Consider the following 25,815-nt stretch of genomic DNA (forward strand, 5'->3'; position numbering starts at 1 on the left):
ATTTACTTCTTAATTTTTTGCAGCTGTCCGAACTTCGGGATAAATCCCTTCAAAATGCCCCTGGACTGGACTTTTGTCTTTAAATACGAGAAGATTATAGGGAACTTAAGGCTTGATGATACGAGCGAAACTAACAGGATATAGAGGGGAATGTTATGGCACGCAAACAGGTTGCAAAGGTAGCGATTGCAGCAGGCACCGGTATTGCTCTGGTGGCTCCGGCGGGGGCGGCATTCGGGATTAATCAAGCAGCACCACAGGGCAAGCTGAATATTCCAGGATCTGTTTCGCAATGCCGCGTCGGAGTTGACGTTTCGGCGGTCAATAAAGCCTATCAGGATTATCAGCGCGCCCAGCAGCAAGCCGCGGAGGCGGCCACCAATTTGGATGCTGAGCAGGCCAAGCCAGAGATTGCCAAGCCCCTTGCGGCCTACGCGGGTGCCCAGGATACCTTGCGGAAGGCACAAGCTACCCAGCAGCAGAAGCGGGATGCTGCCACGGGTGCGCATAAGCAGATGCAGGACCAGGCGGCGCAAGCACTGGCGGCGGCAGTTGCTAATCTGGAGAAAGCTCAAAACGACTTAGATCAGGCTCAGCAGCAGGCAGAAAAAGCCGAGCAAAATCTGGCTCAGGCAAAGACGAACAAAAAAGCAGCGGACGAAGCAAATACTGCGGCGCAGGCGGCTGCCCCCGGAGCTGAGGCGGTAGCTGAAGCTAAGAAAGCTGTTGAGGACGCAGCAACGGCACTAGCTGCGGCGCAGCAGGAGGCAGCTACCGCCCAGAGCAAACTGGACGAAGCCACCAGGGCTGCGGAGCAGGCAAAGCAGGCAGTTACAGATGCCGAAGCTACCAAGACCCAGGCGGAAAAAACCGCTAAAGACGCTGCGCAAGTGGTACAGGAAAAGCAAACTGCCTTAGATAAGGCAAATCAGAAACTGCAGGCCGTGCAAAACGCTATTAGAAGCGACGATGCGCTGCAAGACGCACAAGACAAATTAGATACGGCGAAGAAAGATTACGATAATGCCGTCAACGACCAAAAGACTGCTAATGACGCATTGTCCGAGGCTAAAACGAAACGAGATACCGCGAAGACGGAGGCGGTGGACAAAGCTAAGAAAGCCGAGCAAGCGCAAAAAGACCTTGACGATGCAAAGGCTGAGCTAACTAAGTTGCAGCAGGCGCAACAATCAGCGCAAAAGACTTATGACGATGCCGTCCAGGCACAAAAAGATGCTGAAACCAATAAAGATAACGCGCAAAAAGCCTTAAATGATCAGCAGCCAAAATGCGATGCTGCCAACAAAAAGGTAGAGGATGCTGAGAAGGCCAAGGAAGAAGCTAAAGCCGCAGTTGCAGAAGCGGAAGAAGCGGTTAAAGCAGCAAAAGATGCTCTGGAAGCTTCCAAAGCCGAAGCTCAAAAGCAGTGGAATTTAGGTTCAAAAGGATTTTTCGAAAAAAATAGTTCTGACAAAGCTATAGCTCAGCTGAATACAGATTATGTTGCCCCCAACGGAAAAAAAATTACTTCCTACACCACCATAGGAAACCCTCAAGATGCTACTTCCCTTGAGAATATGAAGCTTGCTCTCGAAACTATGAAAGAGGGCAATGATTTGCGGGTTAAGGGTGATAATAACTTCGCTGCAATGTCGGCTCTTAAAGTAACTGATGAATTAATGGCTATTGCCCAGGTTAACGCAAACTATTCCGCTAATTACTATAATGGACATTCAGAAAATGATGGTCCGTTTGTAAAATCTGCTGGTGAAAACCTCGCTTGGGGTGGGGGGAGCCCCTATACGCGTTCAGATCATTCCTGGTATACCTTTGAAAAAGCAATCTACGACAAAGACCCCTCGGGTACAAGCGGTGTGGTTGGGCACTATACCAATCTTATGAACAAAGATTTCTTGTATACGGGATTCGCAAGCGGTACAAAAAATGCTGCGCATGGGATTATACACGAGCAAGAATTCTGGGGTGGTACCACCGACACGGAGTACACTTACGATCAATATCTTGACCGTTTCATGAAGTATTACGACGGATTGAAGGATGCCATTGCTAACGGTTCCCAGAAGGCTAGGGAAGCGCTTACTGAAGCAGAAAAAGCTGCGGGATTGCAAGAAAAGCGCGATGCGCTAGCCAAGGCAACGAAGGATTTGGAGCAGGCAACAGCTACCGCCGAGGCGGAAGCGAAGAACTGTGAGGCGTGCAAGAAAGCGCTGGAGGAAGCTAAAGAAGCACTCAAGAAAGCTGAGGAAACTGCGACATCTGCAAATCAAGAACTAACAGCAGCCAAAGCAGCGACTACCGCTCAAGAAAGTGTGGTTGCACAGAATAACAAGGCACTAACCGATGCTAATGCCGAGAAAGCTACTGCCGATCAGGCTGTTACCGAGGCGCAAGGCGAGGTTAACAGCAAACAAGAAGCTGCCGATGCCGCGCAAAAGACAGTAGACGAAAAGCAGAAAGCTTGGGATAAGGCCAAGGAGAACTATGACTCAGTAGTTGCCACCAAAGCTGACGCTAAGAAGCAGTTGGATGCCGCAGAAAATGCAGTAAAGCAGGCAGAAGAGGCTCTGAAGGTTGCAAACGAAGAAAAAGCTAAAGCCGATGCGGCAGCAACCGAAGCAGGTAACAACCTGACCGCAGCCCAGCAGAAAGCTGACGAAGCTACCACCAAGGAAACTGCGGCAAAGGAAGCTAAAGACAAAGCTGATCAAGAAGCAGCGGACGCCAAGACGACAAACGACGCGGCTGCTAAGGATTACGCAGACAAAGGCGCCGCCCAAAAAGCCGCGGATGAGGCCAAGACGAAAGCCGATGCCGCCGCGAAAGCGGTAGACGATGCGAAAGCGGCAAAGGAAAAAGCTGATAAAGCAGCACAGGACGCTGGGGCGGCAAAAGATACTGCCCAGGCAGCTAAAGATCAGGCTGCGGCAGATAACAAAGCCGCGCAGGAAGTGCCCGACCTAGACACGTGGGTCAAGGATCAGCCGGACACTAACCCTGCCCCGGCTGCCCCGGCCGCGTTTAGGGCAATCTCGATGTTCCGCGCGCCTGTAGCTCCAACCGCCAGTCAAGCCACGCAGGACGCGATTGCTGCGGTGATTGGAAAATATCAGGAATATCCGCCTGCGGTAGCAGCCGCGGAAGCCGCTGCGGAAACTGTCAAGCAGGCAGAGCCAGAATACCAAAAGGCTAAAGCTGCCCTGCAGCCATTCGAAGCTGCCTTGCAGCAGGCTAACACGCAGTTGGATAAGGCGAAAGCCACCTACGAGAAGCTCTACCAAGACTGCATCGCGCCCGGGCCATCCTCGGCAGGTAAACATGCAGGTGAACAGGCTAACGCATCCAGTTCCGGCCTCGGGCACACCGGCGCCGCCGACTTGTCCACCATTTTGGGGCTGTCCACTATCAGCGCGGGTGCCGGTGCCTATTTGCTGGCTCGACGGCGCCAGCCTAAGCATGTGCGCTAGGAAGCACCTGTTTAGCTAACGTAAATCACGTACTGCGGGGTCAATGTTCAAAATGGGCATTGACCCCGCAATCAATTCGGCTATCAGCCCCGAATTGGTAGGTAATACCTGATTGGCGGAACACGCCAATAGTCGACTAGGGAATAAAGGTTCGGGTATTAACTCGGTAGAACCCCAGGTTCACCCCTCGCAATAACGCCCGGCATAGCAGTGGGGGCAGGCGAAACGCCTGCCCCCCAACAATCGTGGTTGCTATTTGATTAGTTTATTCCGGTAGCCGCTCTTGGGTAGAGGCCGAGAAAATATGACGCCCGCCCTCTTTAATCCGTACCGGCATTACTGATCCCGCAGGCGGCGCAGAATGCGGAGGCACCCGGATAGTTACCTGGTTCAAAGAAGGACGACCATCGCTGCGATGTTCCTTAGCGTCATGTCCATCCAAAGTGCCGTAAACATAGCCGTCAGAGCCCAGTTCCTCAACGTGGGTGACTTTGATCGGAATGGTGTGTTCCGGATCCGCCCCGCCTTCTTGAACCTCGAGTGCTTCCGGACGGAAACCAATGATGACCTCGCCGTTATCCTCGGGCTTAATCGCATCCAAAGTAGACTTCGCCAACGGAATCTTGGCTCCGCCAAGTACCGCTGAACCATTCTCTACCTTGAAGGTACCGATGTTCATTGCCGGGGAACCGATGAAAGCAGCCACGAAAGCATTCGCAGGGTGATCATAGAGATCACGCGGCGTGCCCACCTGCTGCAAGATGCCGCCCGCAATCACCGCGATGCGATCGCCCATGGTTAGCGCCTCGGTCTGGTCGTGAGTCACGTACAAAGTGGTGACCCCCAAAGTGCGCTGCAACTGGGCGATCTGGGTGCGGGTCTGCACCCGCAGCTTCGCATCCAAGTTCGACAGCGGTTCGTCCATCAAGAACACCTGGGGTTTACGCACAATCGCGCGTCCCATGGCCACCCGCTGACGCTGACCGCCAGACAGAGCCTTAGGTTTACGATCCAAATATTCGGTTAGATCCAAAGTTTCGGCGGCCTGTTCGACCCGCTTATCGATTTCCTCTTGCGGAACCTTCGCGATCTTGAGGGCGAAACCCATATTTTGCCGCACGGTCATGTGCGGGTAAAGCGCGTAGTTCTGGAAAACCATCGCAATATCGCGATCTTTCGGTTGCACATTGGTTACATCTTTATCGCCAATGAAAATTTTGCCGGAGTTAATGTCCTCTAGACCAGCCAGCATCCGTAGCGAAGTAGTTTTGCCGCAGCCCGAAGGGCCGACCAAAACCAGGAATTCTCCATCTTCGATTTCCAGATTCAACTTATCAACAGCCGGGTGATCTGACCCCGGATAGATTCGAGTTACCGAATCAAATACAACTTTTCCCATATTTATATATCTCCTCCACGGGCAGGTACGTGCCCGACGATCCGAGTGGAGTGTCTTTTGTAACTGCGCGAAATATCATTCCCGCGTGTCACCTGCGACACAGGCGCTGGTTGCACCTGAAATCAGTCTCCCATATATACCCTCTGCGCGGTAGTGAGATACGCCAAACTTGCGCCATTTCATACTTTTTTCTCCTACCTCGCCCGCAGACCCGCAAATCTGCATATTTTTCTTTCCCGAGGGCGCATCCGGATTAACCCCAAAGCCCGGAACAACCGGGGCTAGATATGACGAAGTCCCCGAGGTTGCCCTCGGGGACTGTCAAGAGAAAGAGGCTACTTGCCCTGGTTGGCTACCGCCGCAATCTTGGCTTCGGCATCCGGATCCAAGTAGGTTCCACCCTTCTTGACCGGCTGCAGATTCTCATCCAGCTCGTAGTACAAAGGAACCCCAGTCGGAATATTCAAACTGGAAATATCCTCATCACTGATCTGGTCAAGATGCTTCACAATGGCACGCAAGGAGTTACCGTGCGCGGCAATAAGTACTGTTTTACCTGCCTTTAGCTCGGGAACAATTTCCTGTTCCCAATAGGGCAGTAGCCGCTCTAATACCTGCTCTAAGCATTCGGTGCGCGGAATCGGCTCCCCGCTATAACGCGGGTCGGCATCTTGAGAAAACTCGGATCCCAGTTCAATTTCTGGGGGAGGAGTGCTGTAAGAACGGCGCCAGAGCATAAACTGTTCATCGCCGTACTGGTCGCGGATAGCTTTCTTGTCTTTGCCCTGCAAAGCGCCATAGTGGCGTTCATTTAGACGCCAGTTACGCTTAACCGGAATCCAATGCCGATCAGCGGCATCCAAAGAAAGGTTAGCGGTCATAATCGCCCTGCGCAGCAGAGAGGTGAAAACAATATCTGGCAAGATGTTCTCTTGCTTTAGTAGCTCACCGCCGTGGGTGGCTTCTTTACGGCCCTGATCCGATAGCGGAACATCTACCCAACCGGTGAAAAGATTTTTGGCATTCCATTCGCTTTGCCCGTGACGGAGCAATATAAGTTTGTAAGTCATATCTCTAGTGTCTCATTGTTTAGATGAAAATACCCGGGGTATAGGTCCCTATTTTATTTCAAATGCGTGCGGTAGTAGGCGGAACGTACTTTTGCGGAGATGCGGCCTTTTTCGGATACCTGCATATTCTGATCCCGAGCCCAGGCCCGAATCTTGGAAGCATCCGAAACCGGCCGGGTATCAGTGCCCGCCACCCGGCGTCCTCCTACCCGGCGTCCTGCCTGAATCCACGGATCCATGAGGTCCCGGAACTTTGCGGCATTTTCGGTACATAAATCGATTTCGTAATCAATACCGTCAAGGCCAAATTTAATGGTTTCATCTCCAAGTTCACCGTTAATATCATCGATCAGAACTATTCGAGTTTTCCTGGCCATGCTTTTTACCTTTCCATTTTTAGGTTTGCTTTTACCTCTTATATTAACGCCGGCAATAATGCATTTCTATAGCTAGTTAAAAACTATCAAAAATAGGAACGATAACGACGGAAACCTAAAAAGAAATAACTGGTATTTATGGCTGAATATAGCCAAGATAACCGGTAGAAAGCGAGAAAATACGGTTTTACCTGAAAGAAAAAACTATTATTCCCGTGCTATTAGGCATCTTGGACGGTGATTAATCCGGCGGCTTTCTTTGCCCGCTCCCGCGCCTGGTTAACAGTATTTCCGCGGGCCAAAGCCACCCCCATGCGCCGCCCTACCCGGGATTCAGGTTTACCAAAAAGCCTTAAATCTACTTCCGGAACCGACAAAGCTGCGGCTAAGCCCCGGTATACCGGGGCCTGGCTCTGCAGGTTCGCGCAAATTACTGCCGAGGCCGCCGGAGTACGCAGGCGGGTATCGACCGGTAGCCCTAAAATAGCGCGGGCATGGAGCTCAAACTCGGAGAGGTAACCAGAAGCCATAGTCACCATCCCGGTGTCATGAGGACGCGGCGACACCTCGGAAAAGAGGACTTCATCTCCGCAAATGAACAGTTCTACCCCGAAAATGCCGCGCCCACCCAGGGCGGTGGTAACTTTCTCGGAAATAGCTTGCGCTTTTTCTAGCACCCCACTTTCCATAGGAGCCGGTTGCCAAGACTCGTGGTAGTCACCATTTACCTGCAGGTGACCTATCGGTTCGCAAAAACTGGTGACTGTTTGTCCGGTCTGATTGTCCAGGGAACGCACCGTCAATAGCGTGATTTCATAGTCGAAATCTACCAGGCCTTCCACGATTACTCGTCCCTGGCTGGCGCCGCGTCCTCCCTCCAGAGCGTAATGCCAGGCAGGCTCGATATCTTCCGGGGTTTTCAGTAGGGACTGGCCCTTGCCAGAAGAGGACATTACCGGTTTTACGATGCAGGGCAGTCCGATTTTGTCTACCGCCTGGCGCATTTCCTCCTCCCCGGAAGCAAACACATAGCGGGAAGTGGGGATACCCAGTTCCTCGGCGGCGAGGCGGCGGATGCCTTCTCGATCCATAGTTAGGCGAGTGGCGTGAGCAGTGGGGATTACCGTGACCTCGCTAGAAGCGGCAATTTCTTCCAAAGTATCGGTGGCGATGGCTTCGATTTCCGGAATGATGAAATGGGGTCGCACTTTTTTCACCAGGAAATCTACCTGTTTTCCATCGGTCATATCTAAGACGTAAGAATAGTGTGCTACCTGCTGAGCCGGCGCATTTTGGTAGCGATCCGCGGCGTGGACTTCCACCCCCAGGCGAGTAAACGCTATCGCCAGCTCTTTACCTAATTCTCCGGAACCGAGCAGTAGTACCCGCAAAGCGGATTTCGACATGGGGGTTCCAAAAGTAGTTGGCGTGAGCATGAAAACCCTTTCCTAGAAGTGAATTCCCGCCGTTTAATGGAGGGATTTGAATACTACTTTACGGGTTCTTTAGTGAGGTAAGCAACCAAAATCTAAGTTGGGAAATGGCCGTTGTCCTTGTAGAATAAAACGTGCCTTTATGGCAGGCGCCTGTAGCTCAGTTGGTAGAGCAACGGACTTTTAATCCGTGGGTCCAGGGTTCGATCCCCTGCGGGCGTACTAAAAAATGGGTTGCGCCTGTTGGCGCAGCCCATTTTTTAGTACAAGCGGGGGATCTAACCCGTGAGGGCGGGCAGTGAGCGACAAATTCGGGCGGGGCGGGCAAGCGTTATGATTGAAACGATCATGACCCATCGCCGATAAAGGGGAGATCCTTGCGTAAGCGTCTATTGGCCGTGCTGGCGGTTGCCGGTTTGGTATTAGCTGGCTGTTCCAGTACCAATTCTTCAAACAGTAAATCCGAGCGAGTGCTGACTATCGGGGTGCATGCTACGCCCTCGACTTTGGATCCCTCGCATAACGATGCGGCGGCGATTACCTATGCGCTGCTCTATAACGTGTATGAAACTTTGTTGCGGGTAGACGACAAAGGCAAGCTGGTGCCACTGCTGGCGAAAGATTACCAGGTTTCTGCTGATCGCAAGACCTATACCTTTACTTTGAAGGACGCGAAGTTTGCTTCGGGTGCCCCGGTTGATGGGGCGGCGGTCGCAAAATCTTTCAACTATTTGCTGACTGATAAAACCGTGAGCCCCACCCGCAAACAAGAGATGGAAGCCTTAAAAGCAGTCAAAGATTTGGGGGGAAACAAAGTTCAGTTTGAGCTGTCGCATCCCTCGAATGCCTGGCTTTATTACCTGAGCTCGACTGCCGGGATTATTTATGACCCGCAGGCACTCGATAAGGGTGACTTGGCAACTAAACCGGCTGGTTCTGGTCCTTACACCCTGAAAGAGTGGCGACAGGGGGAAGAAATCCAGTTAGCCACTAATCAGAAGTATTGGGGTGAAAAACCGAAGGTCAAAGGAGCGACTTTCCGCTATTTCTCCGACCCGAACGCCATGAATACCGCGATGCTTTCTGGTTCGCTAGATATTATTTCTAACCTGGCTGCCCCGCAGGCACTCGATAAGTTCACTGGTGATTCCCGCTTCAAAGTCCTGGAAGGCCACACCAATGGGGAAGTGGTAATGGGGATGAATCAGCAGCAAGCAGCCCTCAAAGATAAGCGAGTACGCCAAGCCATTAACTATGCTATTGACCGCAAAGCGGTGCGGGACGCAGTTTGGGCCGGTAAAGGCTTATTGATTGGATCGATGGTGCCGCCGACTGATCCCTGGTATGAAGATCTGTCTTCTGCCTATCCTTTAGATCGGGAAAAAGCCAAGAAACTGCTGGCAGAAGCGGGATACGGAGAGGGGCTCACCCTCAAGATGCGGATTCCTACCTTGCCCTATGCCTCGGGAGCGGCCACCCATATTAAGAGCCAGCTTTCTAAAGTGGGGATTAATTTAGAGATTGAGCAGTTGGAATTCCCGGCGCGCTGGATTGATGAGGTAATGGTCAAATCTAATTACGACCTGACTATTGTTGCCCATATGGAGCCGCGCGATATTTCTCGCTTTACCAACACCGATTATTACTGGCATTACGATTCACAGCAGTTCCGGGATTTGTATCAAAAAGCAGATGAGGGTACCCCGGAAGACCAGGTTAAATATATGAAACAGGCGGCAAAGGTACTTTCTGATGATGCTGCCGCCGGATTCTTGTGGCTGCTGCCAAACCTGATCGTGACTAAGGCAGATATTTCCGGCCTAGCCGCGAATGTAACCGGACTTTCCTTCGACCTATCGTCTATTAGCTACCAGAGTTGAGATGAAAGCGCCGGCACAGGCCATCCTGAAGCGGGTAGCCACCCTAATAGTGAGCCTAATAGTGGCTTCGCTAGTGGTGTTCTTGCTGATAAACCTACTTCCTGGGGACGTGACTGGCGTGATTTTGGGGGCGAATGCCGACCCGGGTTCAGTGGCGCAACTGCGGGCAGCTATGGGACTAGATCAGCCACTAATTTTACGCTATTTTAGCTGGTTGGGTGGAATGCTACGCCTAGATCCTGGTACCTCGATATTTACCGGACAGGCAATCTCTCAGCAGCTTCCCCACCGCCTAGAGGCTACATTTTCGCTGGTATTTGCGGGAATGATTCTGGCTTTAGTGCTGGCAATCCCGTTGGGTATGTTCGGGGCGTTGCGCCGCAATCGTAAGAGCGGGATCGTGGTGTCTGTCCTCAGCCAGTTAGGAATGGCGATCCCCGCATTCCTAGCCGGAATGTTGCTAACCATAGTTTTTGCGGTGAAACTGCAGGTGTTGCCGGCAAACGGTTACGTTTCTTTCCAGGACGATCCGCTGGAATGGGCACGCTACCTATTCCTACCGGCACTTTCGATAGCGATAGTGCAAGGAGCGGTACTTACCCGCTACACCCGCTCGGCGTTTATCGAAGTAATCAAACAGGACTATTTCCGCACGGCGAGGGCGATTGGCTGGCGGTTTCCGGGGGCGCTGCTGCGTCACGGGGTGAGAAATGCATCTTTGCAGGTAATCACGGTCCTGGGGCTGCAACTTTCAACCCTGCTGGTAGGGGCGATTGTAGTGGAGCAGGTTTTTGCGATCCCCGGTTTGGGTACCTACCTAATTGCCGCCGTCGGGCAGCGGGATTTAACCGTGGTGCAAGCGGTAGTGATGATTCTGGTCGCGGCGGTGCTGGTAATTAACGCGCTGGTAGACGTGGTTTACCAGTTACTGGATCCTCGAATTCGGCAGGGGGTGGAGCGATGAAAACTGGCCGGAAACTATCGCTACGCCGCCACCCCAATCTGTGGATGGGGATCGCGCTAGTAAGTCTCATCGTGCTGATGGGAATAATATCTTTCCTCTACCTGCCTTTTGATCCCACGGAAGTTAGCGAACAGCGTTTAAGTGCGCCCTCTTCCTCCCATATTTTCGGAACCGATGACTTTGGACGCGACGTGTTTTCTCGGATGCTGTCGGGAGCCGGAATCTGTCTGCTGGTAGGGATAGTTTCCGTCAGTATTGGCGCCATAATCGGGGTTCCTCTGGGTGTTTATGCTGCTCAGCGTGGAGGATGGCCGGCCAGGATCATTGAGCGCTCCCTAGATATCCTTTATGCTTTCCCTGCCCTGCTGCTGGCGATTTTGCTGGCGGCGGCGCGCGGATCCGGTTCCACTTGGACGGCGATGGTGGCCATCGGGATCGCTTCGATTCCCGCATTTGCTCGCAATATCCGGGCTGCCACCTTGGGGGTAATGTCCCAGGACTATATGGTGGCGGCCAGAGCGGCTGGCACTCCCCGCTATCGCGCCACCTTCACCCACGTGCTCCCCAATATCGCTCCCACGATTATCGTGCAGGCCTCGGTGAGTTTCGCCCTCGCGATTTTGGCGGAGGCCGCCCTTTCCTACCTGGGGTTAGGTACCCGTCCGGACACTCCCACCTGGGGATTAATGCTATTTGAAGCCCAAAAGTCTCTGCTGGTAAACCCGCAGTTGGCGCTGTGGCCCGCCCTGGGGATCGCCCTGACTGTTTTAGGGTTCAACCTTTTAGGTGACGGGCTGCGTGAGGTACTAGATCCGAGGCTTAGGGAGCGACAATGAAGGGACTAAAAGTAGACAACCTACAGGTCTCTTTTCGAGGTCACCAGGTAGTCAAAGGAATCAGTTTCGAGATTCCACCCCAGGCGCGGGTGGGACTGATTGGCGAATCTGGTTCGGGCAAATCGGTAACTGCGCTCGCACTAATGGGCCTTCTGGGTGAGGACGCGAGGGTCTCCGGCTCCGTTTCTCTTGACGGAAAAGAATTATTGTCACTGGCCGATAGGCAGATGGCGCCGTTGCGAGGAGCGAAAATCGGGATGATTTTTCAAGAACCGATGACCGCCCTCGACCCCACGATGCGAGTCGGTAAACAGGTGGCGGAGGTTTTAGCGCTGCATCAACGCGGACGGAGTGACAAGCGCCAGGAAGTCATAAAAATGCTGGAACGGGTGGGTTTGCCCCAGCCGGAGCAGAGCGCCAACGCCTTTCCTCATCAGCTGTCTGGGGGACAACGTCAGCGAGTAATGATGGCAATGGCGCTGATAAATGCCCCGCAACTGCTGATTTGCGATGAACCCACCACCGCTTTGGACGTTACGGTGCAAGCGAAAGTGCTAAGGCTTTTAGATAAAGAACTAGCTAGTAGCGCTGCGGCCTGTCTGTTTATCAGTCACGATTTAGCGGTGGTCAACGAGATTTGTGACTATCTTTTGGTGATGTATCAAGGGCAAATCATGGAAAGCGGTCCCCTGCGGGAAGTGCTGGAACAGCCTAAACATCCCTATACTCGCGGCCTACTGGCAACCGCCGATATTGCGGCGGTAGAACCGGGAGCGCGCCTGCCAGTCCTGAGTGATTTCTTTAGGGGGAGCGATGAGTGAGCAACCGATTTTCCTCGCTAATGATTTAGTAAAAATCTATCCCCGCTCCACTGGACAGGTACGCGCGGTAGCTGGAGTAAACCTGGAGATTAACGCCGGGGAGCGCCTGGGAATCGTAGGCGAATCCGGTTCCGGAAAATCAACATTAATTCGCATGCTATGCGCTCTTTCTCGCCCTACTAGTGGAGAAATTAAATTTGCAGGTCGCACGATTACCGGGCTAAAAGAAAAGCAGTTAGGACACCTGCGTTCCCGGGTACAAATCGTGTTTCAAGATCCGCTCAGCTCCCTGGATCCGCGGATGCGGGTGGGCAAGATTATTACCGAACCGTTGCGTTCGCCCTGGGTGCGCGGGCGCGAGGGGGTGCCTACCAATATCGGGGCACGTCTAGAGGAAGTACTGACGGAAGTCGGTTTAAGTAGCGAAGACGCCGATAAATATCCCCATCAGTTTTCGGGAGGACAGCGCCAACGTATCGCCCTCGCTCGCGCCCTATCTGCGCGTCCTGACGTGTTAATCGCTGATGAAGCGGTTTCCGCGTTGGACGTTTCGGTGCGTGCTCAAGTATTGAATCTGATAATGCAGATCGCGCAGCGGGAAAACTTGACTTTACTGTTTGTCAGTCACGACCTGGCGGTGGTGCGCCACCTGTGCCAGCGGGTTATAGTAATGCGAGAGGGAAAAATCGTAGAGGAAGGCCCGGTTGAGCAGGTGTTTTCTCATCCGCAGCAGGACTATACTGCCGAACTTATCGGGGCTGTCCCGCACTTGGCGTTAAAGCGGAGAAACTAAAGAGCCTTCTGCAGCTGGGGGAAAATCTGACCTGAAGCAAGAATCGGCGCGTTATCCCCAGTTTTGGTTACTTTAGTGCTAATCGGGATGCGAAACCCTATAATGGGAGACTGGAACAAATGATTCAGCCCGGTTGTCGCTGGCTGAATTTTGCAGATATCGCGCCATACACCATGGTCAAAGAGATAAAAGGGGCAGCGCATGAAATTCGTAGTCGAGCGGGACGTATTCGAGGACGCGATTAGTTGGACTGCTCGCACTTTGCCGGCACGTCCAGCAGTGGCCGTACTAGGTGGGGTGTGGATGAGCGCCAAAGCCGGTATCGTCACCTTGTCCAGCTTCGACTATGAAGTTTCCTCCCGGAACCAGTTTGAGGCCGATGTGGAATCGGAGGGCGAAGTTCTGGTTTCCGGAAAAATGGTGGCCAATATCTGTAAACAGCTCCCTAAGAAGCCGGTAACAGTCGAGATGGAGGGGGGTAAAGTCAGCATTTCCTGTGGTTCCTCCAGTTTCCAGCTGGCAGTGATGCCCCTGGATGACTATCCGGCGTTGCCGCAAGTCCCCGCAGCTATCGGGGAAGTTGACTCGGGCGAGTTTGCCCGGGCGGTTGCGCAGGTTTCCCGCGCCGCCTCCTCTGATGAAGCCCTACCTTTGCTGGCTACGGTGCGGATGGAGCTGGCGGATTCCCACCTGACCCTAATGGCTACCGACCGCTACCGCCTGGCGGTGCGGGTAATGGATTGGCAGCCGAAGGAAACTGATTTTTCCGCAGACGCGCTAGTTAAGTCGCGGATTCTTTCGGAAATGGCTAAGGCACTTTCCGGCGCAGGGGAGATTCATTTAGGTTTGGAAAATTCTTCCGAAAGCGGGTCGATTATCGCCCTGGAAGCCGGAGGACGCAAGATTACTTCCCAGCTAACCGAAGGTGATTATCCTCCGGTGACCAGCCTGTTCCCCGAAGAAGCTCCGATAAAGGCTGTTATTCGCCGCGAAGAACTCGAGCAGGCAATTAAACGGGTTTCTTTGGTGACTGACCGCAGTGCCCAGATCCGCATGAATTTCGCGGACGGCACCCTCACTTTAGAGGCTGGACAGGGCAATGATGCGCAAGCGCATGAAGAAATGACCTGCACTTTTATTGCTGATGAGCCGATGATGATCGTGTTCGACTCCCAGTATCTCTTGGATGGCTTAGGGGCTTTGGAATCCGACTATGTGCGGATGTCTTTTACGCACCCCACTAAACCAGCGGTGATTACCGGGCAGGAAGAACTAGACGGCGACGACTCTGCGGACTTTAGATATTTGCTGATGCCGATTCGCTATTCTTCCTAGGCAGGCGGGGTAACGCCGTTACCGCCATGTATATTTCCGATATTGCCCTTGATGATTACCGCAGCTTTCACCACTGCGTAGTGCATTTATCGCCGGGGGTAAATATCCTGGTTGGCCCCAACGGTCAAGGTAAAACTAACTTTGTGGAGGCAATCGGGTATTTAACGAACTTCCATTCCCATCGCTCCAGCGCAGACAGCGCGCTGGTGCGGTTCGCGCCCCAGTCTGCGGCGCTGGCTGGCCGCAAAATGACGAAACCAGCCGCCACTGAAGAGGAAGACTCGGCATTCGAGAACGCAGCTGCGGTTAATACTGCTAGTACTGCCGGCGGGGGCACTCCTGCAGCAGCAATCATTAGGGCGAAAGCCCACTTTAAAGAGCGAGAAATACTGGTTGACCTGGAGATAAGCTCTGGGAGGGCTAATCGCGCCCGGCTAGCGCGCTCCCCGGTACCCCTAAAACAGGTGCGAGGACTGATCGCTACCACGCTGTTTGCACCGGAGGATTTAGATATCTTGCAAGGCGATCCTGCAGCTCGCCGCCGTTTTCTGGATGATCTATTGGTGCAACTGTGGCCAGTAGAGGCCGGCACTATCACCCAGCATCAAAAGATATTGCGGCAGCGCGGCGCCCTGTTAAAGCAGGCGGCAAAAAAGAAGCGCCGCGGGGCTGACCTTTCTTTAGAGCTTTCCACTCTTGATGTTTGGAATAATCAGTTATCCCAGGTAGGTGCGCGCTTAATCGCGGGTAGAGTCCGGGCTTTGCAGGCTCTTACCCCCCATGCGGCGCAAGCCTACTTGCTGGTATTAGGGGAAGATCACCTGGCGAACTCTTCCCAAACCTTGGAATTGTCCTATGTTCCATCTTTTACTCCTCCCTCCGACCTCGCTGATCCGCAGGCTGTCGAGGTGGCGCTGCAAGAAACTTTCGCTGCTCGCCGCGAGGAAGAACTGATTCGCGGGGTAAATCTGGCGGGTGCACACCGTGACGATATGGCGGTGATGCTCGATGCTCTACCGGTAAAGGGTTTTGCTTCCCACGGAGAAACCTGGAGCGCCGCCCTGGCTTTACGTCTGGGGCAGTTTGAACTATTAAGGCAGGTGGGGGAAACTCCGATTCTGATTTTGGATGACGTGTTCGCTGAATTGGACCCCTCCCGCCGCGCCGCCCTCTTGGATTTTATGAACCGCGCTGACCAGGTACTGATTACCGCTACCAGCCGCAAAGATTTACCTACCGAAATCGAGGGACATTTTTTCGAGGTGCTACGCGGGCCGGAAGGAACCACTATTGAGCCGAGCCTGTCCGCGCAGCAGGTGGCGAAAACGGACTCAGAAAATGCCCGGTGGGATGCCTCATGAGTGAGCAGCCAGAGGAAACTCCCACCTACACCCAGCGAATGCTGCGAGCCGCCCAAGAGCACGCCTTTTCTCAAGGACTAATCAGAATGTCAGCCAGCGAGCTGCGTCGCTATCGGGGAAGACGTAACTGGGATGGGGTAGATGCCCCCACTATTTCCGAGGACGAATCCGCGGGAGATTTTCAGGAAGTCTCTTTGGGAAGAGTTAAAGGGATCAATGATAGTTACGCGCGTGACCGGGTCCCGGGATTAATGCAGTTACAGCCCTCCCCGGGACTGGCAGGAGGAGGCCACGGGGGCAGATGGTCGCGGCGGGAACCGCGCCGCCTACGTTCAGTATGGGAAACTTATGTACGAAATTTTGGGTTGCGGAAGCTACTTGATGAAGGCAAACTGAAAGCCAATTGGGAACAGATTGTTGGCTCGCAAGTCGCTCAACACGCCCAAATTGAATCAATCCAAGATGGGGACGTGGTTTTGCGTTGTGACTCCACTCGTTGGGCCTCCGAATTACGCAACTTGATTCCCCAGCTCATGGGGCTAATCGAGGATCACGCGGGTTCGGTGGTAATAAAACGTTTGATTGTGCTAGGTCCGAAAACGCCCTCTTGGAAACATGGACCGCGTTCGGTGAAAGGTCGCGGACCGCGTGACACCTATGGTTAGTCTGGGACCGGCCCCCGGTACTATCACCGATGAGCAGCAGGTGGGCGGGGCAGCGAGCGGGGGAAACCCCTATACCTTGGCGGGGAGAGATTACGAACGCTACCGACCTGCCTATCCGCTACCTGCTGTATGTGCGGGTCTATCCGGTCTACATAATCCTCAAGTTTTAGATGTTGGGGCTGGTAGCGGCAAGTTTACCCGGGAATTAGTGACCGCTGGAATCAGGGTTACCGCGCTGGAGCCTGCATCAGCCATGCGGGAAATGTTTCGTAAAGCTTTACCCCAGGTCCCCCTCTATGCAGGGAAGGCCGAGGATGCAGCAAAACTGTTTGCCCCGGGAAGTTTCGATGCGTTGTGTTTTGCGCAATCCTGGCATTGGGTCGAGAGGGAGGCGACCTGCGCGGCGGCAGCCAGAGTTTTGAAACCAGGTGGGCGAATACTGATTATTTATAACCAAATGAATGTGTCTTTCCCCTGGGTAAAGCGACTTTCACGAGTGATGCGTTCCGGAGATGTGCACCATCCAGATCGGGTACCCCAGATAGGAAAACAATTCGCTAAACCGGAACTACAGCTTTTTCAATGGGGCATATCTTTGCCGGTAGCTGCCCTGTTTTCCCTGGCCAAGACCCGCTCTTCCTATCTGAAGGCTAGTGAGCGGGGAAAACAGCATATGCAGAGTAATCTGCGGTCTTATTTATTGGGTGATTTGGCTTTAGACCCCAAGCAAACCGTCACTTTGCCCTACTACACCCTGGTCTGGAGTGCCACCAAACTATAACCCATTTGGTGTATCAGTGCAGGTATAACCACTTTAACTTCGTGATTTTTCAGTGCCCAAACAATGTTAACTAGGAATTAACGCAATCGTCAGGGCCGCGTTAACTTCTTCGTTTACTTTGCAAGTGTCAATGAAAAATCTAAAAGAATCGAAGGAAAGATATGCGTAAGAGCATTAAATCTTTAGCTGTTATCGCTGGTCTTGCCCTTTCGGCGACCAGCTTGGCTGCCTGTGGATCTGATAATGCCACCGGGACAGCTGACCAGACCAAGAAAGTTGAAACCACTGATATCTCTGGCAAACTGGCAGGGGCGGGCGCATCTTCACAAAAAAGCGCTGTTGAGGCTTGGAAAGCCGGGTTCGCGGATGTAGCTAAGAATGTGGAAGTAACCTATGATCCCACTGGTTCCGGCGCGGGCGTGACCACTTTCTTGCAAGGTGGGGTGGCCTTCGCAGGTACTGACCAGGCGCTCTCGTCTGAAGAAGTCGAAAAATCAGCTGCGGTTTGTAAAGACTCTAAAGCGATTAACCTGCCGGTTTATGTTTCCCCGGTGGCGGTAGCCTTCAACCTGGATGGCATCAAGAAACTGAACCTGAAGCCAGAAATCATCGCCAAGATCTTCCGCGGGGAAATCACCAAATGGAATGATCCGGCTATTGTCGCCGACAACAAGGACGCGAAACTACCTGACTCCAAGATTGTAGCCATACACCGCGCCGACCAGTCGGGTACTACCGAAAACTTCACCGACTATCTGCACGCTGCAGCTCCTAATGCTTGGCCGGATAAGCCATCAAAAGATTGGCCGGTAGCTGGCGGAGAATCCGGGGATAAAACCGCGGGCGTAGTCGATAACCTAAAGAAAACTGTAGGCGCGATCGGTTATATTGATGCCTCTCAGGCCGGTGACTTTGGGACAGCAGCGCTCAAAGCAGGTGATGGTTTCGTGGAATACTCTGCCGATGCAGCTGCCAAAATCGTGGAAAGTGCCAAAGTTGAGGACGGGCGGGAAAAGAACGACCTGGCCTTGGAACTGAACCGGACCCCTGATGATCCCGAGGCCTACCCCTTGGTGCTAGTTTCCTACTACGCGGTTTGCCCACAGTACAAAGATGCCAACACCGCCAAACTGGTGAAAGCCTGGGTCAACTACGTGGTATCTGCTGATGGACAGCAGAAAGCTGCCGAAGCAGCCGGATCTGCTCCCCTGGGCGTAGAAATCACCAAGAAGATCACTACTGCGCTAGACGCAATCAAGTAAGAACTCCCTAAATATTTGAGCAATGGTGGCCAGGAGTACGGGCGAAATGCCGGTACTCCTGGCCTTAACCACCTGGAGTAAACGTGAGTAGCAAAACCCTCCCTGAAAAACGAGAATCTCTGCAATCCCCTTCTCGAAAAGGAATTTTCAACTGGGACGGATTGTTTTATCTAGCTACTAAAGGTTCTGCAGCGGTTATCGCGGCCGTGCTGGCTCTGGTAGCGATGTTTTTGACTTTGCAAGCCTGGCCGGCGATCTCTAACCCGGGTTTGCGGCTGCGGATGCGCGGACGCACCGAAATGGTCGGTATCTGGGAGTATGTCGCTCCCCAGCTTTTTGGAACAGTGCTGGCAGCCGCGGTTGCCTTGGCGATTGCCTTGCCACTTTCTATGGCGCTGGCGATATTTGTAAACTTCTATGCTCCCCAGAAAATCTCGGCGATTATCGCCGGTTTGATTGACGTGATGGTAGCGATTCCCTCGGTGGTTTACGGACTATGGGGCGGACTAATCTTGCTGCCTATTTTGCAGCCGATCATGGAATTCCTCGCCACCTATTTTGGCTGGTTTCCTCTATTTTCAGGGCCAGTGTCTCCGATCGGGCGAGTGATTTTTGCAGCCTCGGTGGTGTTGGCGATTATGGTGATTCCGATTATTACCGCACTGTGCCGCGAGGTTTATGCCCGCGCTCCCGCTCTGGAAATGGAGGCGGCTCTGGCGCTGGGAGCGACTAAGTGGGAAATGATAAAAACCGTGGTCTTGCCCTTTGGACGTTCCGGTACGGTTTCGGCAGCGATGATCGGCTTAGGCCGGGCTCTCGGGGAAACTATGGCAGTGGCGATGGTGCTTTCGCCCGGTGCCTCCTATGTGTGGTCACTGTTTAGAGCGGGAGCGCACTCTACGATTGCCTCTAATATCGCCCTCCAGTTCCCGGAGGCTGATTCCAATATGGCGGCAGCGTTAATCTTCACTGGTTTAGTGCTGTTCGTGCTGACGTTACTGGTTAATTCGGGTGCTCGTTGGATGGTTGCCCGCAAGGAAAGTTCGGGGAAATAAATGAGGGAAGAAAATCAGAATCAGGGTGACCTGAAGGTAAAGCAACAATCTATAGGTGCCGGGCAAGCTTCCGCCAGTACCGGGGCGGGGAGCCTAGGCAAGAGCGATAAGCTTGCGGCTCTTTCCACCTCCGATAATACTTCCGCTTTGCAGGCGGTAATCCTGGAGCGAAAGCTGAAGTACCAGGAGCAGCCGAAAGCAGCTAAGTCACAGCAAGAGGTTAAACACGCCAAACTGGGCGGCGATAAAGCGCTTTCATTCCGCCGCAAGTTCACCAATAACGCGATTGCGGCCTCCATGTGGCTGTGCGGTCTGCTGGTGCTCGCAATTTTGGCTTCTATCGGATACGAACTTATCCGGCGCGGCATCGGGATTGTCTCTCCCTATTTCTTAAGCGTATCCATGAAGGGCGTGTACGGAGGGATGCAAGCGGGCGGGATTTATCACGCGGTGGTCGGCACCCTGATGATTACCCTGGTTGCAGCGATTATTTCGGTACCGATCGGGTTAATGGTAGCCATCTACCTGACCGAATATGCGGGCAAAACTAAGTTCGCCAAACTCACTACTACCTTGGTAGACGTGATGACCGGTATTCCCTCTATCGTCGCCGGTCTGTTCGCGGCTGCCTTGTTCACGATGGTGATTGGTCCAGCGTATCGTTCTGGCTTGATGGGGGCAGTCGCCCTCTCGGTATTGATGATTCCGCTGGTGGTACGGTCGGCAGCAGAAATGCTACGGCTGGTGCCTAATGATTTGCGGGAAGCATCCTATGCCTTGGGAGTGCCCAAATGGCGCACCGTGATCTCGGTGGTGCTGCGCACCTCCGCGGCTGGGCTAGTTACCTCGGTTGTAGTGGCAATCGCCCGCATTGTGGGGGAAACTGCGCCCTTACTGATTACCGCGGGGATGTTCGATGCGATCAATAACAATGTGTTTTCCGGGCGTATGGAAACCCTGCCGGTCTATATCTATCAGCAGTACACCTCCACTGTTTCTTGCGCGGCTCACGCAGTGAACTGTAATCCCACTATCAATGTGGATCGCGCCTGGGGAGCTGCCTTAGTGCTGGTGTTCGCGGTATTGGTTTTGAATCTAGGAGCCCGGTTCGTAGCCAAGAAACTCTCGATTGGTAAATAAATAACTCGCCCTCGCTACCAGCAGGGCTCCAAGAAGCAAAACAGATAGGAAAAGAAAATGGCAATCTGTTTAGAAACTAAACACTTAGACGTTTACTACGGAGATTTCAAAGCCGTAGAGGACGTAAATATGACGATTGAAACCCAAACGGTAACCTCCCTGATTGGGCCGTCGGGGTGTGGAAAATCCACGGTGCTGCGCACCTTGAACCGAATGCATGAGGTCACTCCCGGAGGGCGCATTGCGGGCGAAGTCCTACTTAACGGCGATAATCTCTACGGCAAAGAGGTCGACCCGGTAGAGGTGCGCCGGATGATTGGAATGGTATTCCAGCGCCCAAACCCCTTTCCCACCATGTCGATTAAGAACAATGTGTTAGCGGGCTTGCATCTGAATCGGGTGAGAACCAGCAAATCCGAGGGCGATCAGATCGTAGAAGAATCCCTAAAAGGCGCGAACCTGTGGGAAGAAGTTAAAGACCGGCTAGATAAACCGGGTGCTTCCCTGTCTGGTGGGCAGCAACAACGCCTGTGCATTGCGCGAGCGATTGCGGTTAAACCAGAGGTGCTGCTGATGGATGAGCCTTGCTCGGCACTTGACCCCATCTCTACCTTGGCGATTGAAGATCTGATTTCTCAGTTGAAACAGACTTATACGATTGTGATCGTTACTCACAATATGCAGCAGGCGGCGCGGATCTCCGATCAGACAGCGTTCTTCAACATTTCCGGGCCGCGCCAACCCGGGAAACTGGTGGAAATCGGGCCTACCGAATCCGTTTTCCTCACCCCTCACGAAAAAGTTACCGAAAACTATATTGCGGGACGCTTTGGATAGGGTGCCTGCGCGGCGGAAATCGGCAGAAGTTCAGAGCCCACAGTGTCAAGAACCAACCGTTACCCAGGGTTAACAGTTGGTTAACAAAGTCCCTACAATTAGTTTCTCGAAGATTGACCCCCCTAAAATGTTAAATATGGAGAGCCAAAGCGACCAGCCACATTGGGACGGTTCCGGCTGGCAGGTAGAGGATCTATCTACGATTCTTGACGCCCTACCGGAAGCTTCGGTAGTGCTCAATCCCGATAACTCTTTTGCCTATATCTCCCAGTTGGCGCGCCTAGTGCCCCTGTTTCATCATGGGAAAATTGAGTATCAGCAGCTGTTAGCGCAAATTGACAAGGCGCGCAGCGCGGGACGGATCGTAGAGGAAGACTACGATTTGGTGCATCCTGATGCCGCCGTTCCCTGGTCAGTGCGGGTGCGGGTGGCTCCAATCTCGCCCCGGCATACCCTGGTGTTACTAGAGGATCGCACTCGCGTCCTCCAAGCTGATGCCACTCGCCGTGAGTTCGTGGTTAACGCTTCCCACGAGCTGAAAACCCCGGTGGGAGCGATTTCTTTGCTGGCAGAAACGATTCACGACAATGCCGACGATGTGCAGGCAGTGGAAACCTTTTCCACTCAGCTAGTTAAAGAATCGCGGCGGCTAACCAAACTGGTTTACGAAATCATCTCTTTAGCGCGCCTGCAAGATGGCCGCCTGCCAGCTAAGCCGCGTTCCATGTTGGCAATCGAAGCCATCAACGATGCCCTAGACCAAGTGCGGACTGCCGCCGAAGACTCGAATATCACTTTGAACACTCATTTTCCGCAGGGAGAAGAGGTCTTAGTCCTTGCTGACCTGGAGCTACTGACTTCCGCTCTGCAAAACCTGCTGGAAAATGCGATTCGCTATTCAAATCCTGGAGGTCACGTGGATGTCACCTTGCGGGAAGACGATAACGTGGTGATTGAAGTTGCCGATGATGGCATCGGAATCTCCGAGGAAGACCAAGGCAGAATTTTTGAACGCTTTTACCGCGTAGACCCGGCGCGTTCCCGCTCCACTGGCGGAACCGGTTTGGGGCTCTCAATCGTCAAACATGTGGTTTCGGATCTTAACGGTTCTATCCACGTGAACTCTAAACCGGGGGAGGGTGCAACTTTCACTATCACTTTGCCCCGCCACAGCCCCCAAGATACGCAAGCTAAGAGAATAGAGCTGAAAAAGGAACCGGAATGACCACCATATTAGTAGTTGAGGACGAGGAAGCTTACCGTAAACCTCTGGAGTATTCCCTCAAACGTGAAGGTTACGAAGTCATCGGAGTAGCCGACGGTGACCAGGCGCTGTCCGTGGTTAAAACCAACCACATCGACCTGATTTTGCTGGATTTGATGCTTCCGGGTATTCCCGGCACCGAGGTTTGCCGCCAGGTGCGCGAAAGCTGCGACACCCCCATCATTATGGTGACGGCTAAAGATGACGTGGTTGACGTGGTAATCGGTTTAGAGCTGGGCGCGGATGACTACGTGACCAAGCCCTATCGTTTCCGCGAACTCTTGGCGCGGATTACCGCAGTCTTACGCCGCACCCAGGATCTTCCCGAAGTAGGAAACCTATTGGCGGTCGGACCAGTCACTATGGATGTCGACCGCCACGAAGTGCGAGTACACGGGGAACTTAAAGAGTTGCCGCTGCGCGAGTTTGAACTATTGGAATATTTTTTGCGTAACCCCGAGCGAGTGCTTACTCGCGGACAGGTCATGGATCGGGTATGGGGCGAAAACTGGTTCGGAGACCCCAAGACCTTGGACGTGCACGTCAAACGGCTGCGCTCCAAGATTGAGGACGACCCGCACTCTCCGAAGATTATCGTGACTGTGCGGGGACTGGGCTACCGGATCATGGATCCGAAATAGCGTTTGTATCTCCGAGAAGCTCCGCTGGCGTCTTTTTCTAAGAACTGCCGGTATCTTCCCGAGAATGCCGCTGGCGTCTTTCCAAAAGCCCTGCCCTCGTATTACCCCCAGGCGTTGCCTAGGTATTTTCGAGAATAGCCGCGCCTTTCCGCGCCCTATGCACGTCCTCCGAAAAAATTTGCGTCTAAGGCGCCGGAAGTAAAAAAGTGACTTTCCCCCGAAAAGCGGGGTGAAGCCGTAAAATGTGGGTTTTTGAGGCTTTCACGGTAGAATAGAGCTAGTGAGCGCCGGATTTTCGGCGTGAATGCCCCGGGGCAGATGGTGCCCAGCGGTCGGGAATATCCGGCTCGGGGCCGACGAACTAGACCAAGGAGATCCAGCAGGTGGCTGATCTGGGTGACCAACAAGTCCAGCACGAATACGGCGCGGACGACATCACAGTTTTAGAGGGACTTGAGGCAGTACGCAAACGTCCCGGCATGTATATCGGTTCTACCGGGGAGCGCGGTCTGCACCACCTGGTATACGAGGTAGTCGACAACTCCGTCGACGAGGCCCTGGCCGGCTATTGCGACCATATCGAGGTAGCTCTGCAAGCAGATGGAGGGGTGCGAGTCAGCGATAACGGCCGCGGGATCCCGGTGGATATGCACCCCACCGAAAAACGCCCCACGGTTGAAGTGGTGATGACCATCTTGCATGCGGGCGGCAAATTCGGTTCCGGAGGTTACGCGGTTTCCGGCGGTCTGCACGGGGTAGGTGTTTCGGTAGTAAACGCCCTCTCGGCTCGCATGGATACCGTGGTCAAACGGCAAGGCTACGTCTGGCGGCAGTCCTTCGGTAACGGCGGGCATCCCCTCAGCGAACTAGAACGCGGGGAAAAAACCGAAGAAACCGGTACCCAACAGACTTTTTACCCAGATCCCGAAATCTTCGAGACCACGACTTTTAGTTTCGAGATTTTGCGCCAGCGTTTCCAACAGATGGCCTTCCTAAATAAAGGGCTGCGGATCACCCTAACTGATGAACGCCCCGAGGCAACCGATGCTGGCGATTTAGTGACTGGTGATGCGCAAGGTACCGCCGACGATCCGATTCCCGGTTTCCGACAAGTGTCGTTTATGTACGAAAACGGTCTGCGTGACTATGTGGAGTTTATTAACCGCTCCAAGAAATCCGAGGTCATCAACCCGGAGATAATCGATTTTGACGCGGTTAACGAGGACGCGTCCATCAGCTTAGAAATCGCGTTGCAGTGGACCACCGCCTATTCGGAATCGGTTCATACCTACGCGAACACGATTAACACCACCGAAGGCGGCACCCACGAGGAAGGTTTCCGCTCGGCCTTGACCAGCTTGATGAATAAATATGCCCGCGATAAAGGGATCCTCAAAGACAAGGATCATAACCTGACCGGTGACGATATTCGCGAAGGGTTAACCGCCGTTATCTCGGTTAAACTCACCGAGCCGCAATTCGAGGGGCAAACCAAGACCAAACTGGGTAACACCGAGGCGCGTACCTTTGTGCAGCAGCAGGTTTATTCCAAACTGGGTGACTGGTTAGATGCTCACCCCATGGACGCGAAAGCGATCCTGTTAAAGGCACAGCAGGCAGCGAGTGCGCGGGTAGCGGCGCGTAAAGCCCGGGAAGCTACCCGGCGTAAATCCGCCCTGGAATCCGTGTCTATGCCCGGGAAGTTGCGGGATTGTTCCTCTCGCGATGCCTCCCAATGCGAAATCTATATTGTTGAGGGCGACTCGGCAGGTGGCTCGGCTGTGCAAGGGCGCGACCCGGCTCACCAGGCAATCTTGCCGATTCGTGGCAAAATCCTGAACGTAGAAAAAGCGCGCCTAGACCGCGCCCTCTCCAGTCAAGAAATCCAGTCTTTGATTACCGCATTCGGTACTGGCATTGGCGAAGACTTCGATATCTCCAAGCTGCGTTATAACGCCATTGTGATTATGGCGGACGCCGATGTAGACGGCCAGCATATCGCCACTTTGCTGCTGACTTTGCTGTTCCGCTATATGCGTCCGTTGATTGAAAAAGGGCACGTATTTATTGCCTGCCCGCCGCTTTACCGGCTGAAATGGTCGAATTCTCCGCACCAGTTCGTGTTCTCGGATCGTCAACGTGACGAATATTTAGAGGAGGGCAAAACCGATGGCAAGCGCCTGCCGAAAGAGGGCGGGGTACAGCGCTACAAAGGCCTCGGGGAAATGAATCCCCAGGAACTTTGGGAAACCACTATGAACCCGGAAGAGCGGATGCTCAAACAGGTGACCTTATCCGAGGCGGCCAGCGCGGATGAAGTTTTTTCGATGCTAATGGGCGAGGACGTGGAGTCACGACGCGCTTTCATTCAGCGCAATGCCACTGACGTGCGATTCTTGGATATTTAAGGGACGGA

General features: G+C 53.4%; 21 protein-coding genes and 1 tRNA gene. 18 read left to right on the forward strand and 4 right to left on the reverse strand.

Features of this window, described 5'->3' with window-relative positions:
- The first annotated feature begins 155 nt into the window (after nucleotides 1–155).
- Nucleotides 156–3,485, forward strand: coding sequence for a coiled-coil domain-containing protein (locus AC1EKS_RS04445; RefSeq protein ID WP_481010265.1), 3,330 nt, complete (start codon nucleotides 156–158; stop codon nucleotides 3,483–3,485).
- A 265-nt stretch (nucleotides 3,486–3,750) separates the two neighbouring features.
- Here AC1EKS_RS04445 and AC1EKS_RS04450 read toward each other — a convergent pair whose 3' ends face one another.
- The 4 genes from AC1EKS_RS04450 to purT all read right to left on the reverse strand — a co-directional run bounded on the left by AC1EKS_RS04450 (nucleotide 3,751) and on the right by purT (nucleotide 7,767).
- Complete coding sequence (locus AC1EKS_RS04450) at nucleotides 3,751–4,884, reverse strand: ABC transporter ATP-binding protein (protein ID WP_481009470.1); 1,134 nt, start codon at nucleotides 4,882–4,884, stop codon at nucleotides 3,751–3,753.
- Between the two features lie 335 nt (nucleotides 4,885–5,219).
- Nucleotides 5,220–5,954 (reverse strand): phosphoglyceromutase, encoded by a 735-nt coding sequence (locus AC1EKS_RS04455; RefSeq protein ID WP_481009469.1) that lies wholly within the window; start codon nucleotides 5,952–5,954, stop codon nucleotides 5,220–5,222.
- 53 nt (nucleotides 5,955–6,007) lie between these two features.
- Entirely contained in the window at nucleotides 6,008–6,331 is a 324-nt protein-coding gene (locus tag AC1EKS_RS04460; protein ID WP_481009468.1) for a histone-like nucleoid-structuring protein Lsr2, read from the reverse strand.
- 221 nt (nucleotides 6,332–6,552) lie between these two features.
- Nucleotides 6,553–7,767 (reverse strand): formate-dependent phosphoribosylglycinamide formyltransferase, encoded by a 1,215-nt coding sequence (gene purT, locus AC1EKS_RS04465; RefSeq protein WP_481009467.1) that lies wholly within the window; start codon nucleotides 7,765–7,767, stop codon nucleotides 6,553–6,555.
- Between the two features lie 146 nt (nucleotides 7,768–7,913).
- Between purT and AC1EKS_RS04470 the strand changes: the two genes are divergently transcribed.
- From AC1EKS_RS04470 to gyrB, 17 genes are all read left to right on the forward strand, one after another.
- Nucleotides 7,914–7,986: transfer RNA gene (locus AC1EKS_RS04470), tRNA-Lys, on the forward strand.
- Nucleotides 7,987–8,141: 155 nt separating this feature from the next.
- On the forward strand, nucleotides 8,142–9,644 hold the full coding sequence (locus tag AC1EKS_RS04475) for an ABC transporter substrate-binding protein (protein WP_481009466.1): 1,503 nt from the start codon (nucleotides 8,142–8,144) through the stop codon (nucleotides 9,642–9,644).
- Nucleotide 9,645: 1 nt separating this feature from the next.
- The gene (locus AC1EKS_RS04480) at nucleotides 9,646–10,608 is read left to right on the forward strand and encodes an ABC transporter permease (RefSeq protein ID WP_481009465.1); all 963 of its coding nucleotides are present in this window, start codon (nucleotides 9,646–9,648) and stop codon (nucleotides 10,606–10,608) included.
- Nucleotides 10,605–11,444 carry an ABC transporter permease gene (locus AC1EKS_RS04485; RefSeq protein WP_481009464.1) on the forward strand — a complete coding sequence of 280 codons (840 nt, stop codon included), beginning with the start codon at nucleotides 10,605–10,607 and terminating at the stop codon, nucleotides 11,442–11,444. Before AC1EKS_RS04480 ends, AC1EKS_RS04485 begins: the two co-directional genes overlap by 4 nt.
- The gene (locus AC1EKS_RS04490) at nucleotides 11,441–12,265 is read left to right on the forward strand and encodes an ABC transporter ATP-binding protein (RefSeq protein ID WP_481009463.1); all 825 of its coding nucleotides are present in this window, start codon (nucleotides 11,441–11,443) and stop codon (nucleotides 12,263–12,265) included. The genes AC1EKS_RS04485 and AC1EKS_RS04490 overlap by 4 nt, the downstream gene beginning before the upstream one ends.
- Nucleotides 12,258–13,058 (forward strand): ABC transporter ATP-binding protein, encoded by an 801-nt coding sequence (locus AC1EKS_RS04495; protein ID WP_481009462.1) that lies wholly within the window; start codon nucleotides 12,258–12,260, stop codon nucleotides 13,056–13,058. The genes AC1EKS_RS04490 and AC1EKS_RS04495 overlap by 8 nt, the downstream gene beginning before the upstream one ends.
- Nucleotides 13,059–13,259: 201 nt before the next feature.
- A complete protein-coding gene (gene dnaN / locus AC1EKS_RS04500) occupies nucleotides 13,260–14,393 on the forward strand; it encodes a DNA polymerase III subunit beta (RefSeq protein WP_481009461.1) in 1,134 nt (377 codons plus the stop codon).
- A 26-nt stretch (nucleotides 14,394–14,419) separates the two neighbouring features.
- A complete protein-coding gene (gene recF, locus AC1EKS_RS04505; protein ID WP_481009460.1) occupies nucleotides 14,420–15,754 on the forward strand; it encodes a DNA replication/repair protein RecF in 1,335 nt (444 codons plus the stop codon).
- A complete protein-coding gene (locus AC1EKS_RS04510; RefSeq protein WP_481009459.1) occupies nucleotides 15,751–16,419 on the forward strand; it encodes a DciA family protein in 669 nt (222 codons plus the stop codon). Before recF ends, AC1EKS_RS04510 begins: the two co-directional genes overlap by 4 nt.
- Entirely contained in the window at nucleotides 16,412–17,200 is a 789-nt protein-coding gene (locus tag AC1EKS_RS04515; RefSeq protein ID WP_481009474.1) for a class I SAM-dependent methyltransferase, read from the forward strand. Before AC1EKS_RS04510 ends, AC1EKS_RS04515 begins: the two co-directional genes overlap by 8 nt.
- 161 nt (nucleotides 17,201–17,361) lie before the next feature.
- Nucleotides 17,362–18,462 (forward strand): phosphate ABC transporter substrate-binding protein PstS, encoded by a 1,101-nt coding sequence (gene pstS / locus AC1EKS_RS04520; protein ID WP_481009458.1) that lies wholly within the window; start codon nucleotides 17,362–17,364, stop codon nucleotides 18,460–18,462.
- Nucleotides 18,463–18,545: 83 nt separating this feature from the next.
- The gene (gene pstC, locus AC1EKS_RS04525; protein WP_481009457.1) at nucleotides 18,546–19,517 is read left to right on the forward strand and encodes a phosphate ABC transporter permease subunit PstC; all 972 of its coding nucleotides are present in this window, start codon (nucleotides 18,546–18,548) and stop codon (nucleotides 19,515–19,517) included.
- A complete protein-coding gene (pstA, locus tag AC1EKS_RS04530; protein WP_481009456.1) occupies nucleotides 19,518–20,657 on the forward strand; it encodes a phosphate ABC transporter permease PstA in 1,140 nt (379 codons plus the stop codon).
- A gap of 57 nt (nucleotides 20,658–20,714) precedes the next feature.
- Nucleotides 20,715–21,494, forward strand: a complete 780-nt coding sequence (gene pstB, locus AC1EKS_RS04535; protein WP_481009455.1) for a phosphate ABC transporter ATP-binding protein PstB — start codon at nucleotides 20,715–20,717, stop codon at nucleotides 21,492–21,494.
- A 136-nt stretch (nucleotides 21,495–21,630) separates the two neighbouring features.
- Complete coding sequence (locus AC1EKS_RS04540; protein ID WP_481009454.1) at nucleotides 21,631–22,719, forward strand: sensor histidine kinase; 1,089 nt, start codon at nucleotides 21,631–21,633, stop codon at nucleotides 22,717–22,719.
- The gene (locus tag AC1EKS_RS04545; protein WP_481009453.1) at nucleotides 22,716–23,399 is read left to right on the forward strand and encodes a response regulator; all 684 of its coding nucleotides are present in this window, start codon (nucleotides 22,716–22,718) and stop codon (nucleotides 23,397–23,399) included. The genes AC1EKS_RS04540 and AC1EKS_RS04545 overlap by 4 nt, the downstream gene beginning before the upstream one ends.
- A 383-nt stretch (nucleotides 23,400–23,782) precedes the next feature.
- Entirely contained in the window at nucleotides 23,783–25,807 is a 2,025-nt protein-coding gene (gene gyrB / locus AC1EKS_RS04550) for a DNA topoisomerase (ATP-hydrolyzing) subunit B (protein WP_481009452.1), read from the forward strand.
- Nucleotides 25,808–25,815: the final 8 nt, after the last annotated feature.

This window comes from Varibaculum sp. C0165D1 (genome assembly GCF_056590355.1).